The 14,055-nt window shown below is 41.7% G+C and carries 14 protein-coding genes, 2 tRNA genes and 1 pseudogene; 5 read left to right on the top strand and 12 right to left on the bottom strand.

The genetic code is table 11. The annotated features are described in order from the left end of the window. Nucleotides 1–284: 284 nt before the first annotated feature. Together ACFSKL_RS17425 and ACFSKL_RS17420 are read left to right on the top strand one after the other, a co-directional pair. Complete coding sequence (locus ACFSKL_RS17425) at nt 285–2,645, top strand: glycoside hydrolase family 3 N-terminal domain-containing protein (protein WP_376887737.1); 2,361 nt, start codon at nt 285–287, stop codon at nt 2,643–2,645. Next, complete coding sequence (locus tag ACFSKL_RS17420; RefSeq protein ID WP_376887735.1) at nt 2,642–4,930, top strand: GH92 family glycosyl hydrolase; 2,289 nt, start codon at nt 2,642–2,644, stop codon at nt 4,928–4,930. Before ACFSKL_RS17425 ends, ACFSKL_RS17420 begins: the two co-directional genes overlap by 4 nt. A gap of 109 nt (nt 4,931–5,039) precedes the next feature. Here the strand turns inward: ACFSKL_RS17420 and ACFSKL_RS17415 are convergent. Beyond that, nucleotides 5,040–5,113: transfer RNA gene (locus ACFSKL_RS17415), tRNA-Pro, on the bottom strand. A 317-nt stretch (nt 5,114–5,430) separates the two neighbouring features. Next, a complete protein-coding gene (locus ACFSKL_RS17410; RefSeq protein WP_376887733.1) occupies nt 5,431–5,610 on the bottom strand; it encodes a histone H1 in 180 nt (59 codons plus the stop codon). A gap of 241 nt (nt 5,611–5,851) precedes the next feature. Between ACFSKL_RS17410 and ACFSKL_RS17405 the strand changes: the two are divergent. Next, nucleotides 5,852–6,019 (top strand): annotated as a pseudogene (locus ACFSKL_RS17405) (transposase); the annotation flags it as partial. Nucleotides 6,020–6,131: 112 nt separating this feature from the next. Here the strand turns inward: ACFSKL_RS17405 and ACFSKL_RS17400 are convergent. Together ACFSKL_RS17400 and trhA are read right to left on the bottom strand one after the other, a co-directional pair. Next, nucleotides 6,132–6,207 (bottom strand) — tRNA-Gln (locus ACFSKL_RS17400). Between the two features lie 153 nt (nt 6,208–6,360). After that, on the bottom strand, nt 6,361–6,999 hold the full coding sequence (gene trhA, locus ACFSKL_RS17395) for a PAQR family membrane homeostasis protein TrhA (RefSeq protein ID WP_376887732.1): 639 nt from the start codon (nt 6,997–6,999) through the stop codon (nt 6,361–6,363). A 232-nt stretch (nt 7,000–7,231) separates the two neighbouring features. Between trhA and ACFSKL_RS17390 the strand changes: the two genes are divergently transcribed. After that, nucleotides 7,232–7,480: a hypothetical protein gene (locus tag ACFSKL_RS17390; protein WP_376887730.1), complete on the top strand. Its 249-nt coding sequence runs from the start codon at nt 7,232–7,234 to the stop codon at nt 7,478–7,480. A gap of 53 nt (nt 7,481–7,533) precedes the next feature. On the opposite strand, the gene rplI is transcribed toward ACFSKL_RS17390, so the two are convergent. The 6 genes from rplI to apaG all read right to left on the bottom strand — a co-directional run bounded on the left by rplI (nt 7,534) and on the right by apaG (nt 11,188). Further along, entirely contained in the window at nt 7,534–7,977 is a 444-nt protein-coding gene (gene rplI, locus ACFSKL_RS17385) for a 50S ribosomal protein L9 (RefSeq protein WP_376887728.1), read from the bottom strand. 42 nt (nt 7,978–8,019) lie between these two features. Further along, nucleotides 8,020–8,271, bottom strand: coding sequence for a 30S ribosomal protein S18 (gene rpsR / locus ACFSKL_RS17380; RefSeq protein WP_241273116.1), 252 nt, complete (start codon nt 8,269–8,271; stop codon nt 8,020–8,022). Beyond that, nucleotides 8,271–8,639: a 30S ribosomal protein S6 gene (rpsF, locus tag ACFSKL_RS17375; protein ID WP_241273115.1), complete on the bottom strand. Its 369-nt coding sequence runs from the start codon at nt 8,637–8,639 to the stop codon at nt 8,271–8,273. Before rpsF ends, rpsR begins: the two co-directional genes overlap by 1 nt. A gap of 313 nt (nt 8,640–8,952) precedes the next feature. Next, a complete protein-coding gene (locus ACFSKL_RS17370) occupies nt 8,953–9,873 on the bottom strand; it encodes a hypothetical protein (RefSeq protein WP_376887725.1) in 921 nt (306 codons plus the stop codon). A gap of 144 nt (nt 9,874–10,017) precedes the next feature. Next, the gene (locus ACFSKL_RS17365) at nt 10,018–10,800 is read right to left on the bottom strand and encodes an O-methyltransferase (protein WP_376887722.1); all 783 of its coding nucleotides are present in this window, start codon (nt 10,798–10,800) and stop codon (nt 10,018–10,020) included. 1 nt (nt 10,801) lies between these two features. Beyond that, nucleotides 10,802–11,188, bottom strand: coding sequence for a Co2+/Mg2+ efflux protein ApaG (apaG, locus tag ACFSKL_RS17360; protein ID WP_376887720.1), 387 nt, complete (start codon nt 11,186–11,188; stop codon nt 10,802–10,804). 72 nt (nt 11,189–11,260) lie between these two features. On the opposite strand from apaG, the gene ung reads away from it, so the two are divergent. Continuing rightward, nucleotides 11,261–11,923 carry a uracil-DNA glycosylase gene (gene ung, locus ACFSKL_RS17355; protein ID WP_376887718.1) on the top strand — a complete coding sequence of 221 codons (663 nt, stop codon included), beginning with the start codon at nt 11,261–11,263 and terminating at the stop codon, nt 11,921–11,923. Between the two features lie 315 nt (nt 11,924–12,238). Here the strand turns inward: ung and lepB are convergent, their stop codons facing one another. Both lepB and dapB read right to left on the bottom strand, forming a co-directional pair. Continuing rightward, on the bottom strand, nt 12,239–13,315 hold the full coding sequence (gene lepB / locus ACFSKL_RS17350; protein ID WP_376887716.1) for a signal peptidase I: 1,077 nt from the start codon (nt 13,313–13,315) through the stop codon (nt 12,239–12,241). 14 nt (nt 13,316–13,329) lie between these two features. Further along, nucleotides 13,330–14,052, bottom strand: coding sequence for a 4-hydroxy-tetrahydrodipicolinate reductase (dapB, locus tag ACFSKL_RS17345; RefSeq protein ID WP_376887714.1), 723 nt, complete (start codon nt 14,050–14,052; stop codon nt 13,330–13,332). Nucleotides 14,053–14,055: the final 3 nt, after the last annotated feature.

Raw genomic sequence — 14,055 nt, 5'->3', positions numbered from 1 at the left:
GAAATGATAAAAGCATGCCCACTAGAAATTGCAATGGTGTCCATATACTTTTTCTGGGGGTGGCTTTTGCTCTCGAAAACAATTGCTCCGATCAGCAAGGTGAATGGAAATAACCTCAAGTCTAGCCTGCCAATTGATGTTTAAGTAATTTTTTACATGAAAAATCAACAGTTTTAGATAGATTTAGGGTTGGTTGGTTTGGATGCGTCCTTCAACAGTCTCAATAAATAGAGTGAAGTCCATACTTCATATGGCGTTTGCAATTGGTTATTAAATAATGTATTATGTATCAAAAAGTTATCTTTTTTCTGCTTTCATTTGGTCTGGTCTTAGGAGTGTTTGGCCAGGACAGGCTTCCTTATCAGGATGCTTCATTGGATACCGAAACCCGGATCCAAGATTTACTCAAAAGAATGAGCTTAGAGGAGAAAGTGGGGCAGCTTTCCACTTTGTTGGGGTGGGATATGTATGAGAAAGAGGGTGGGAAAGTCAGTCATAGCAAAGCTTTGGAGCAGGCTGTACAGGAAAGGTATATCGGTTCCTTATGGGCGACCTTGCGTGCCGACCCATGGACACAAAAAACACTTGTATCAGGTTTGGATCCTGAACTGGCTGCTAAGGCCACCAATGCCATACAGGATTTTGCTGTCAGGCAAAGTCGTTTGGGTATCCCGTTGATCTTGGCAGAAGAAGCCCCACATGGACATATGGCTATAGGGACAACAGTCTTTCCTACTTCCATTGGTCAGTCAAGTACCTGGAACCCATTGTTGATCGAGGAGATGGCAAAAACCATTGCCAAAGAAACCAGGTTGCAGGGAGGGCATATTGGTTATGGACCAGTACTTGATTTGGCGCGTGAACCTCGATGGTCTAGGGTCGAGGAAACCTATGGAGAGGATCCTTATCTGAACAGTCAAATGGGCATGGCTATGGTGAAGGGCTTTCAAGGGGAAAGTCTCCAGTCCGGTGAAAATATAGTTTCCACACTTAAGCATTTTGCGGCCTATGGTGTGCCTGAAGGTGGGCACAACGGATCAGGGATGAGTGTTGGCCAGAGAGAATTGAATCAAAGTTACTTCCCCCCATTCAAAGCAGCAGTTGGGGTGGGGGCATTGTCAGTGATGACATCCTACAACTCCATTGATGGTGTTCCCAGCACTGCCAATCCATATTTGTTTCGGGAGATGCTGAGAAAGCAATGGGGGTTTAATGGGTTTGTGGTGTCTGACTTGGGAAGCATCAGCGGTCTGAGGGGAAGCCATCATGTGGCTGCTACCGGAGAAGAGGCAGCCAGTTTGGCGCTGCGTGCCGGAGTTGATGCGGACTTGGGAGGCAATGGTTTTGACAAAAACCTTGTCGCAGCAGTGCAAAAAGGAATGGTGGAGGAAAGTATGTTGGATGAGGCAGTTGCCAATGTACTGCGCTTGAAGTTCGATATGGGATTGTTTGAAAATCCATTTGTTGACCCATCCAGGGCTAAGCAGGAAGTAAGGAAGTTAGAGCATATACAACTTGCACGGCAGGTAGCCAAGGAGTCGATTACCTTGTTGAAAAATGAAGGAAACCTATTGCCATTGTCTAAATCCCTCCGCAAGGTGGCGGTGATAGGTCCCAATGCAGACAATATCTACAATCAGTTGGGGGATTATACTGCTCCCCAACCAGAAAGCAACGTGGTGACAGTTTTGGAAGGTATTCAAAATAAAATCGGCAAAGAAAATGTTGAATATGTAAAGGGGGTGGCCGTCCGCGATACTACCCAGTTGGATATTGATTTGGCTGTAGCTGCTGCAAAGCGGGCGGAAGTGGTCGTAATGGTGCTTGGTGGGAGCAGTGCACGTGATTTCACTATTGAGCATGAGGATACCGGGGCAGCTCGTGTGAGCCAATCCAATGGAGGAATCATCAGCGATATGGAAAGTGGGGAAGGTTATGACCGGATGACTTTGGATCTGATGGGGCATCAGCTGAAACTGCTGCAGGCAGTACAGGAAACAGGTACGCCGGTGGTTTTGGTCCTTATAAAGGGTAGGCCTTTGTTGCTCAATTGGGCTGCTGAAAACATCCCTGCCATGCTAGATGCGTGGTATCCAGGGCAAGAAGGTGGAAATGCAATTGCCGATGTGTTGTTTGGTGATTACAATCCTGCCGGAAGGTTGCCGATTTCGGTACCGGTCTCTGTAGGCCAATTGCCGGTATATTACAATTACAAGGTACCCAAGAAGCATGATTATGTGGAGAGCGGTGCTGAGCCCTTGTATGCCTTTGGCCATGGGTTGAGTTATACGGAATTTGTTTATGAAGACCTTCAGGTAGCAGTTGGGGGTGATGTTGAAAATCCTACGGTATCCGTAACCTTCCAAGTACAAAACAGAGGGGAAATGGGTGGAGATGAGGTTGTGCAGCTTTATTTGCGGGATTTGATAAGTTCTACAGTGACGCCAATTAAGCAATTGGTGCGTTTTGAAAGAGCCTATATTCCGGCTGGTGATCAAAAAACTTTCACTTTTGAATTGGGGAAAGAGGAAATGCAGTTATTGAATATGGACATGGAGTGGGTGGTTGAACCAGGGGAATTTGATCTTATGGTAGGCGCTTCCTCCAATGATATCCGTATGAGCCAAATATTTGAAATCAAATGAGAATCTTAAGCAATAAATCGGTTGCTGCCATGCTGGCCATTGGAAGCGTAGCATGGTTGGTTTCCTGTCAGGATAATCCAGTTGCCATAGAAGATAGGCTTTCCCTTACAGCATATGTGAACCCATTGATTGGTTCCGGTTTTCATGGGCATGTATTTGTTGGTGCCAATGTGCCTTTTGGGGCAGTACAGTTGGGACCGGTCAATATCACAGAGGGTTGGGATTGGTGCTCGGGTTACCACTATTCCGATTCCACCATCATAGGTTTTTCCCATACCCATTTGAGTGGAACAGGTATTGGGGATTTGGGTGATATATTAGTCATGCCAGCCGTGGGTGAGGTGAAAATCCAAAAAGGAGAAGCCGAAAAACCCGAGACAGGTTATTTTTCTTATTTTTCCCATGATAGGGAGGAAGCAAAAGCAGGTTATTACAGAGTAGCCCTTGACCGATACGATATCCAAGCGGAAATGACCGCCACCGAAAGGGTAGGTTTTCATCGTTATACTTTTCCTGCTTCCCAGAGAGCTAAACTGATATTCGACTTGGAAGAAGGTATCGGAGGTGGCATGTCTACCGAGACTTACCTGGAAGTCTTGGATGGGGAGACATTGGTTGGGTATCGTTATTCATTAGGCTGGGCAAAGGATCAGAAAATCTACTTTGCTGCCAAATTTTCTAAGCCATTCAAGAGTTTGGATACATACGAAAATGGAGAAAAGGAACAAAATCGCACCAGAAAAGGCAAGAAAGTAAAGGCCGTAGCACATTTTGAAACGGAAGCTGGAGAGCAGGTGCTTTTGAAGGTAGGCATATCGCCTGTGAGTTATGAAAATGCCTTGCTGAATATCGAAACGGAACTTGATCATTGGGACTTCGAACAGGTGGTGGCAGAAGCCGATCAGAAGTGGGAAAAGGAGCTTGCAAAGATTGAGGCAAGCTTTATCGAAGACCACCAGAAACGTACTTTTTACACTGCCTTCTACCATACCATGATCGCCCCCTCAATTTTCAACGATGTCAATGGTGAATACAGAGGGGCTGATGGCAAGGTTTATCAGGATGAAAGCTTTACAAATTACACTACTTTTTCGCTTTGGGATACCTATAGGGCTATCCATCCACTCTATACCATTATCCATCCGGATAGGGTAGAAGACATGGCTATGACCATGCTGCAAATCTATCGGCATCAGGGGAAGCTTCCAGTTTGGCATCTAATGGGCAATGAAACAAACACCATGGTAGGCTACAGTGCTGTCCCCGTGCTGGTGGATGCCTATAGGAAAGGTATAAGAATGGATGAAAGCCTTCTTTATGAAGCCATCACCACCACAGCCATGCGGGATGAGGATGGACTGAAGGCGGTAAAGGAGTTAGGTTATATTCCGGCAGACAGTGAGAGAGAAACTGTTGCCAAAGGCTTGGAATATGCTTTGGCTGACTGGAGCATTGCCCAGATGGCAAAAGATCTAGGCAAGGAAGATGATTACCAATATTACTTGGCAAGATCGAAGTATTATCAAAATTATTTCGACCAAGAGACAGGCTTCATGCGGGGTCGGGTAAGTGAAAAGGAATGGAGAACGCCCTTTAGCCCCTTTGTATCCAGACATATGAAGGATGATTTCTGCGAAGGAAATGCATGGCAATACACATGGCTGGTTCCCCATGATGTGGAAGGCTTGAAAGAGATTTTGGGTGGGGAAGAAGTCTTCATCAGTAAACTCGACAGCCTATTTGTGGTGGAGGGAGATATGGGGGATGAGGCTTCCGGTGACATTACTGGTCTTATCGGGCAATATGCCCATGGTAACGAACCTAGCCATCATATCACTTATCTATACGGGTTTGTGGGGCAACCTTACAAGACCGCTGAGAAAACCCGTCAGATTATGGCTGAACTCTATTCAGACCAAATTGATGGACTGAGTGGCAACGAGGATGTCGGACAGATGTCAGCTTGGTATGTTTTGTCCGCACTTGGTTTCTATCCCGTCAATCCGGTGAACGGTACCTATGTCTTCGGGAGTCCCTTGGTACAAAATGCCAAAATCCAGTTAAGCAATGGGAAAATCTTTGAAATAGCTGTGAGGGATAACGGTCCACAGAATATTTATATCCAGGAAATGCACTGGAATGATCAGCTTTATACCAAAAATTACTTTCACCATGCTGACCTGATGGAAGGAGGTAGGTTGGAAATCAGTATGGGGGCTAAACCATCAGAAACCTGGGGAGTAAAACCTGCTGATAGGGCAAGATCCAATATTCTAATTCAATGATCAAAATACTGAAGTGTTTTCGGTGATAAAAAATGCAAGTCTACTAAAAATCCTCACTTTCAACCATTACAATAAAAAAGGCTTCTTCGATAAAGAAGAAGCCTTAAAGTCGGGGTGGCAGGATTCGAACCTACGACCTCCTCGTCCCAAACGAGGCGCGATACCGGGCTACGCTACACCCCGAAAACTGAACTGCTGTCCAATTGTAGCACAAATGTAAACAAAGATTCCATTGAAACAAGTGGGTTGTTTGAAGAAAGCTTTAAAATCCTAGGAGGATAAGTGTAAGTCGTTAGTTATCAGGAGCTATTTATTTGTTGTTTTTTAGGACTTGACAAAATGGTTTTGTAAGTATATCCGCTTTTATCCTAACGGCTGCTTAAAATATTGTATTCCCTTTATTGTTCCGAAATCACATGTATCCAGTAACTTTTTTCTAATACTTTAGCGTAAAATAATACCGCCTGAAAATCAAGATTTTTCAGGCGGTATCTGTTTTCTTATTTTGCTGAGTTTTTGATCTCAGTAACTTCAACTCTGATTTCCTGAGCAAGTTTTTTGATCTCGTTCATACTGTTTCTGACTCTGGTTCCGGCAGCTTTGTTGCCTTTCTCATAAAACTTATTGAAATCATCTTCCATTTCGGAAATCATTGATTTAAGTGTCTCAAATCTGCTCATAATTTAATTAGTTTAAATTTTAGTTATTTTTCTAATCTTGAAGTTAAAACCAAATTTCCTTAATTCCATGCTTGTTCATCATGGATTTCAACAAAAACAGCGATTTTGTCGAAAATAGTGTTAAAATCATCAAAATTAACGTGCCTAGTAGCTTTAAAAGCCATTGGATTGATGAAATCCAAGTGGGTTTTGGGCAACAGAGGAAGGGCAATGCTATGCTGTTGGGTGGGTAAAAAAGTTCAGAACAATCCAAAATCACTATGAAACCATCCTGGACTTTTTCGAGAACAGAAGCACAAACGCCTCAGCTGAATCATTCAATGCAAAAATAAAAATTTTCAGAGCTCAGTTCGAAGGGGGATCCAACATCGAGTTCTTCCTGTTCGGACTATCCAATATCTATGCTTGAATTTATATGCTCCCCAGATATTCAGACTGATCCCAAATGATCTCTAGACCTGGACGGTGGCCTATATAAAAAAAGAAAGGGCGCTATTAGCGCCCTTTCTTGTGGATTGATTTGGTTGGCCGACCAGGGCTCGAACCTGGACTCTTCTGGACCAAAACCAGACGTGTTGCCAGTTACACCATCGGCCAATTTCGCTCTCAGATGATTGCTCTTCTTTAAGGTGTCACAAATGTAGGTGTACTTTCTTTTTTATGCAAATCTACACAGAAAGATTTTATCCTATTTTTCTTAATTATCTATATTTCAACGGGAAAAATATGGAAAATTTTTAAGCAAAGACCTTACAATCCCTGTATCATGTACATAATCGCGATAAAATGCAAAATAGTACCGCCGAGAACGAATAGATGCCAGATTGTATGGGCGTATTTCATGTTGGGTTTGGTATAGAACAAAGTCCCCAAAGTATAGCTTAGTCCACCCGCAGCAATCAGGGATAGGGTAGGGGTGCTCAGGTTTTCAAATAGTGGCTTGATTATAAACACTGCAAGCCAGCCCATAGCCAGGTACAGGGCAAGTGAAGCCTTTCTGAATCTGTGGATATAAAATGTTTTGTATATAATCCCTATGGCTGTCAATCCCCATACAATCCCCAAAAATATCCATCCCAGTATTCCCTTCACGGACAATAGCAAAAAGGGAGTGTATGTACCTGCGATAAGGAAATAGATACCGATATGGTCTAAAGTCCTCAGCCATGATTTCACCTTGGTGTCCTGCACTGCATGGTACAGTGTCGAAAAGGTATAAAGCAACATGATAGAGCCTCCAAATATACTACAGCTTACTATGTGGATAGCGGTGCCATTCAGTACAGAAAAAGTCACCAGCAAAGCGATGGCCACTACACTAAACAAAATCCCAATACCATGGCTGATGCTGTTGGCAAACTCCTCTTGTAAGGTCTGTTTTCTTTCCATTTTTTGTCGAATATATTAGATTCATTGAACCAGTTCCAATTTACAACCTTGTTTGGTTTTTTTTGATCCAATTACTTAGTTATTGATTGTGTAGCTGTTTATATTTCTTAGGTTTTGGGAGTGTTTCCGTATTAAATTACTGTTAATAAATGTGTTATAATTTTGTTATTTTGAAAAATATTAACCTAATTTGATATGATAATTATTTTATAACCCTGTTGATATTTTGAAAATGGCAATTAAGAATCTTGAAAAAACGGTGGTAAGCACCTTGGAAAAACTTGAGAAATTGAAACTTGACGAAAAGCTACATGCTGAATTGACTTGGTGCTGGAAAAGTTATGAGTATGATAACAATCCAGAAGGGGTAATTGAAAAAAGCCAAAAAGCTTTGGGGCTATTAAGGGCTAAGAGAGAAGAGAACTCTAGGGCGGTATCAAAAAAACTGATTGAAGATTTGGAAAAAGTAGCTTTGGGTTAAAGCAAAAAAAGGCTTTCCCGTAAGAGAAAGCCTTTTTTTATATAAGCTTTGGATTATTCTGCTACAACAGCAAATTTCACATTGCTTTTCACTTCTCTATGAAGGTCTACCTCAGCTTCAAATTCACCGGCAGTTTGTACCGGTACGTTGATTGAGATTTTCTTTCTATCGATTTCTATACCTTGGCTTGCCAGGGCGTCAGAAATCTGAAGTGTAGTTACTTTACCGAAGATCTTACCAGACTCACCAATTTTAGCTTTGATTTCCAAAGTAATACCGGATAGTTTGGTTGCGATAGCTTCCGCTTCAGTTTTTATTTTTTCAGCTTTGTGTGCTGCCTGCTTGATGTTTTCTTCAAGGATTCTTTTGTTGGATTGGGTAGCCAAAACCGCAAATCCCTGTGGGATAAGGTAGTTTCTGCCATATCCAGGCTTTACCGCTACAAGATCGTTCTTGTACCCTAAACCTTTTATGTCTGTTTTTAAGATAACTTCCATTGTGATAAATTTTTATTTTGTAAATAATCGATCAGGTGTGGATTACTTCAATCCATCAGCTACGAATGGCAATAAAGCCAAGTGTCTTGCTTTTTTGATAGCGTTAGCCACTTTTCTTTGGAACTTCGCAGAGTTACCGGTCAATCTTCTTGGAAGGATTTTACCTTGCTCGTTCACAAACTTCAAAAGGAAGTTAGGATCTTTGTAGTCAATATACTTAATGCCGTTCTTTCTGAATCGACAATATTTCTTTCTATTCTCTACTCTGTTGATTGGTTCGTTTCTTAGTGTCATTAGGCTTGCTCCTCCTTAGCTTCAGCTTTTTTGTTAAATTCACCTTTTCTTCTTTTTTCAGCATAAGCCAGTGAATGCTTATCAAATACTGTAGTCAAGAAGCGTAGTACTTTCTCGTCTCTTCTGATTTCAAGCTCAAACTTCTTGATCAAAGTTGGCTCAGCTTTGAATTCGATCAAAACGTAGAAACCGGTGCTTTTCTTCTGAATAGCATAAGCCATTTTCTTAAGACCCCAATTTTCAACATTTACGATTTCTGCCCCCTGCTCTTTTAACAAGTTTACAAACTTGTCTACGGTATCCTTCATCTGAACATCAGACAAAACGGGAGTTAGTATGAATACCGTTTCATAATTTTTTTGGAACATTTTTTTTATTGTTTAATTGTATTTTATTTAAACAGACCGCAAAATTAGGGGATTATTCTCTTTTATCCAATGTATGGCTTAAATATAATTTCGGTATTTGGCAATTATCGGGCTTTTTAACCCACTGATATCTGGGTATTTGAAAATCTACGATGAGGCTATCACATTTTGAGAGCAATTTTTGCCAACCAAAAACAAAGACCTGACTGGAATTTTGTGTCCAATCAGGTCTTGGCATGTTCAGTTTGTAAGTATTGTTCAAGGGAAATTACAACTCGTTAAACATTGAGCTGTGCTGCGTGGATATAAGCATTTACTTCACCTCAAAACTGCCGGTTCCAATCTGGTAGTTGTCGGCATAGATCCGTACCTCGTATTTTCCGGTATTGTATTTACTTCCTTTTTCGTAAAAATAGGTCATTGATTGTTGCGTGTTGTCAAAAAGGATGTCTTGCTGTACAGTATAAAATTCTTCCCTTCCATCTATCATAAATGTACCAGATCCCCTGGCAATATCAAAAATGGGTTGGTTGTTCGGAGCTATAATCTGTACAAAAATATCTCTAGGACCTTTTTCTGCCACCTTGTTGTCAGCTATGTTGAATGAGATTTTTAGCCTTTCCAACTGTCTGTTTTTGAATCCGTCTTCTCTTTCCCTACCACGGGAATTGACAGCTGCGATTACGATATTTTCCGCTTTCAGCCTTCCTGCAATGCTGACTTTTTCTTCAAGCTCCTCTGTTTTCAGATTGAGTTTGACTACTTTTTCTTCAATTTCTGCCTGTGTAGACTTCAGGTCTTCATTCTCTGCAAAAAGTTGCTGGTTGACTTCCCTTAGCTTTACGATCTCTCGGTCTTTTTCTTGGAGAACTGACGAAAATGAATTGATTTTTTTGTTCAGTGCTTCCAGTTCTTCAGTACTTCTCTTTTTGCTTGAATTTCTTTCAGCGACAAGTTGATCCCGGATTTCTTCCAAAGAACTGATGTCTCCCCCAAGTTTTTCGATTTCCTGGATTCTCAAGTCCAGTTGAAAAGTGATGGAATCCAGTCTTTTGTTGATGTCGTCGTTTTCTTCGGACAAAATCAGAATTTCCTCTGATTTTTTGTTTCTATCCACTGAATCCGAATAGAGTTTGATGCCACTTATGATTACCAGGATAATCAATACGATTATGAGAATGTTTTTGCCTTTCTCCGAGTTCTTTGGTTTTTCCTTTTCAAAATTGGTATTCATGATGTATATCCTTGTGTTTTATCAAGTTAAATAAATTGATGACTCCTTCTACGAACAATACTGGACCTCTCAATATTTTCAAAATCAGATAGGTTGGGATGTATGGAAAGCTACATTCCCCATTAAGCAATTTTTAGACCAAATTTAAAATTTCAATACATAGCTTTCTTTTGGCAATGACTTGTCAAAAAAAACAATGCCACATTCAAAGAAATCCAAACTTAGGCTTACTTGCGGATGCTTTTTGATTTCTTGCCAAGCCAAGCCCATCGCCCTAGACCAATGGATGTCTGCAACTGCCAAAACACTTTTTTCAGTCAGGTAGGGTAGGATTGTGTCAAAATAGGATCTTGTTCCAAGATAGGTATGGGTAGCATCAATCAGCGCAAAATCAACTTTTCCTATTTTTCTAAGAATTTCTGGAAGGGAATCACTTAGTTTTCCCAGTATATAATTTGTATTAGGTTCTTTTGGATGTTCTTGGGCTTTGAGGTACAAGGCTTCGGATCCTTCGAAAGTGTAGAGTTCACCTGCAGTACATGCCCTTGCCAAATAGCGGGAATTGATCCCGACACAAGTGCCGAGCTCCAAGTTTTTTTCGGAGGGGCTGAGTCGGCAAAAGTACTGGTAGAGCTGGGAAAACCGCCTACCCGATGTGCTGTATTTTGTAACGGAGGAAGTTTTTCGGGATTTGTTGGTGAGCTTCTTGGATCCTGCCCCAAAGTCTTCGATTTCCAACATCTGACCATCATTGAGAAGGGCAGTTCTGATTTTCTCCAAATCCAAATCAGCATCAGCTTGCCTATCCATGTAGGAGAGGAGTCCTGTGTATATCTTATAGACAGAGGGGGATTGCAGGGAATATTTGTCTTCCTGAACCAGCCAGTATTCCAGATAGGAAAAAAATGGATAAGCGGATTTTGTCAAATCAATTATCGAAAATTTGGGAAATCATCTGGAATTCAGGGATTGTCACTTGGAATAATTTTCCATCCTGGATTCTTTCCATGGTATAGGTACCGCGCATTTTTCCCAGGCCAGACTTTAGATTGCATCCTGAGATGTATTGGTGGGATGCACCTGATTCCAGAATCGGCTGCTGCCCAACCACCCCATCACCTTCCACAACCTTCAATTCATCGCCTGCATCAGAAATTTCCCATTTTCTTCGCAATAATTGTATGGTATGGGCGCTGTTGTTTTCTATATTTACCTTGTAGGTAAATACAAAGTGCTGCTGATGCGGACTGGAGAATTCCGGTTGATAGGTGACTTCTACACTAACTTTGATACCTTCTGTAATAGCACTGACCATAGTTGATTTGGTTTTGATCTATTGTTAGCAAATCTAATTTATTCTATTCAAAACACAACAAAAAAAGACGTAATGGACGTAAAAATTGAGCAAAGTTGGAAATCTGTATTAAAAGACGAGTTTGAAAAGCCTTATTTTAAAGAGCTTAGCAGTTTTGTAAAGGAAGAATATGCCAAACACCAAATTTTTCCAAAAGGGGCTGAGATTTTCAATGCGTTTTCCCGTTGTCCATTTGACAAAGTGAAGGTGGTGATCTTGGGGCAAGATCCTTATCACGGTCCCGGACAAGCGCATGGTTTGTCATTCTCAGTCAGGGACGGAGTGCCTTTTCCACCAAGTTTGTTGAATATTTTCAAAGAAATCAACAAGGATTTGGATCAGTCCATGCCTTCCAATGGAGATCTTACCAGATGGGCTGACCAAGGTGTACTTTTACTCAATGCAACACTGACTGTCCGGGCTCATGAAGCCGGCTCACACCAAAAAAAGGGCTGGGAGAATTTCACGGATGCGGTGATTCAACAGATAGCATCCAAAAAGTCAAATATTGTTTTTATGCTTTGGGGAGCTTACGCACAGAAAAAAGCAGCATTTATCAATGAATCAACCCACCTGAAGCTCCACGCTCCACATCCAAGTCCACTTTCAGCCCACAGGGGATTCTTAGGTTGCGGGCACTTTTCCAAAACCAATGAATACCTAAGGGAAAAGGGATTGGAAGAGATTAAGTGGTAAACCAAAAAAGAGAGCCTTGGCTCTCTTTTTTGGTTCTTTGTTGAAACTGCTATCAGATTTTCGGGACAGGCATTTCAGGGCAATCCAAGATGTTATTTTGTCACTTCCTGATTTTGCTTGACACTTTATTCTTTATACATTGAAGAAGTTCAACCCTGCCTGCAGCAGGCAGGCCCTTCGGGGTTGATTGTACCTTGCTGCTTTGTCTCTCGCTTCTTGTCTCAGTCTCTTGATTCTTGTCTCTCGCCTCAGTCACGTCTTATGTCTAACATCTTGCGTCTCATCCGCCAGAGGGGACAAGTCATCTAATATCCCTTAATCAATCCCATTAAAGAACCTGCTCCAACGGATCTTGCCGAACATAGATTTGTATTTGTCAAGTGAAAGCCACAGGAACCATGCTTTTCCTACCACGTGGTCTTCAGGTACAAATCCCCAATACCTTGAATCCAAGGAATCGTGTCTGTTATCCCCCATCATGAAGTAGTAGTTCTGCTTGAAAGTATAGCTGCTCACTTCCTGGCCATCGATGATCAGCTTGTTGTCTCTCACTTCCATGTTTTTGAGCCCTTCGTATTTTTCTATTGTGAAGGCGTATTTGGCCATGGTTTCTTCATTGATCTGAATGGTCGTCCCTTTGCCAGGGATTTCCAGAGGTCCCCAGTAATCTTTGTTCCAACCAAAGTAGGCACCATCAGGAAATACAGTTGAATCTCCCATGTTTTCCCTTCCCATTCTCAAGGTGACTTCTGATACTACTGGGGAATTTTCAAGATTTTTGGCAACTTCATCTGTAGCAAATACTAAATAGCCAACACCATTTGAGAAGGGGATGAAACTGTCTCTATTGATCCCATATTCTTCAAAAAATTCTATGGAAAGATTTCTGTCAGTCATAACATCATAGGAGAACTGCATTTCGGCTGGATTCTCACCCAATTGGCCATTGATATAGACTTGTCCTTTTTTGATTTCCAAGACATCTCCAGGCACTGCTACGGCCCTTTTGATATAGTTGGTTTTGAGATCGACTGGGTATTCGTATTCGGCTGGATAATTGAACACCACCACATCATTTCTTTTGATGGAAGTGAATCCAGGGAGTCTGTAATATGGCAATTCGATCAGATCCGAATAGGATTTCATATCTGTACCCCAAATTTTCTGGTGGGTAAGGGGTACCTGAAGTGGTGTCTTTGGAATCCTTGTTCCATAATGCATTTTACTTACAAAAAGGAAATCTCCTACCAACAGGGATTTTTCCATGGAAGCCGTAGGGATAGTAAATGGTTCAAGCAACAACCATCGGATCAAACTTGCAGCGATTACAGCAAATACCAAGGCGTCAACCCACTCTCTGGTTGCCGATTTTTTCTTTTTTTCTTTAGTCATGTTGTTCAAAAATTTTAGAAAGATAGGAAATCATCCATAGATAGCACACCTTTTTTATCTTTAATCCATTCGGCTACCAAAACTGAACCAAGTGCAAATCCTTTCCGGCTATGGGCGGTATGGCTGATCTCAATATCGTCGATTGCAGATTGGTAGCGCACAATATGCGTTCCCGGAGCAGGGTCTATGCGTTTGGCAATAATCGGTAGGGACTGTCCTTCTTCGGACGCTTTATCGGACAGTTTCCAGTTGTCAAGTCTGGTGATTTGATCGATGATCCCTTCTGCCAAGGTGATGGCTGTACCGCTTGGGGCATCTTTTTTCTCCGTATGATGTATTTCCTCCATGCTCACATTGTAATCAGCCTGTTCTCCCATTAGCTGGGCAAGGTATTTATTTACCTTGAAGAAAATGTTGACACCTATACTGTAATTGGAAGCATAAAAGAATGTTCCCCCATTGGATGTGGTGAATTGGTCGATTTCAGGCTTTTGGCTGAGCCAGCCAGTTGTACCGGATACGATTGGGACTCCATTGGAGATGGCCCATTTGATGTTTTCAACCGCAGATTCAGGTTGTGAAAACTCTATGGCAACGTCAATATCCTTGGGGTCTAAGTTGTCCAGTTCGTTTTTGTTGTCAATGTTGATTTTTGCTGCTATGGAATGTCCTCGGGATTCAGCGATTTCGCTGATGATTTTTCCCATTTTCCCATAGCCTAAGATTAGTATGTTCATGGT

This window comes from Belliella marina (genome assembly GCF_042682445.1).
Lineage (GTDB): Bacteria > Bacteroidota > Bacteroidia > Cytophagales > Cyclobacteriaceae > Belliella > Belliella marina.
Note: the sequence above shows the minus strand (reverse complement) of the source record. Positions and strands in the feature narration are given on the sequence as shown.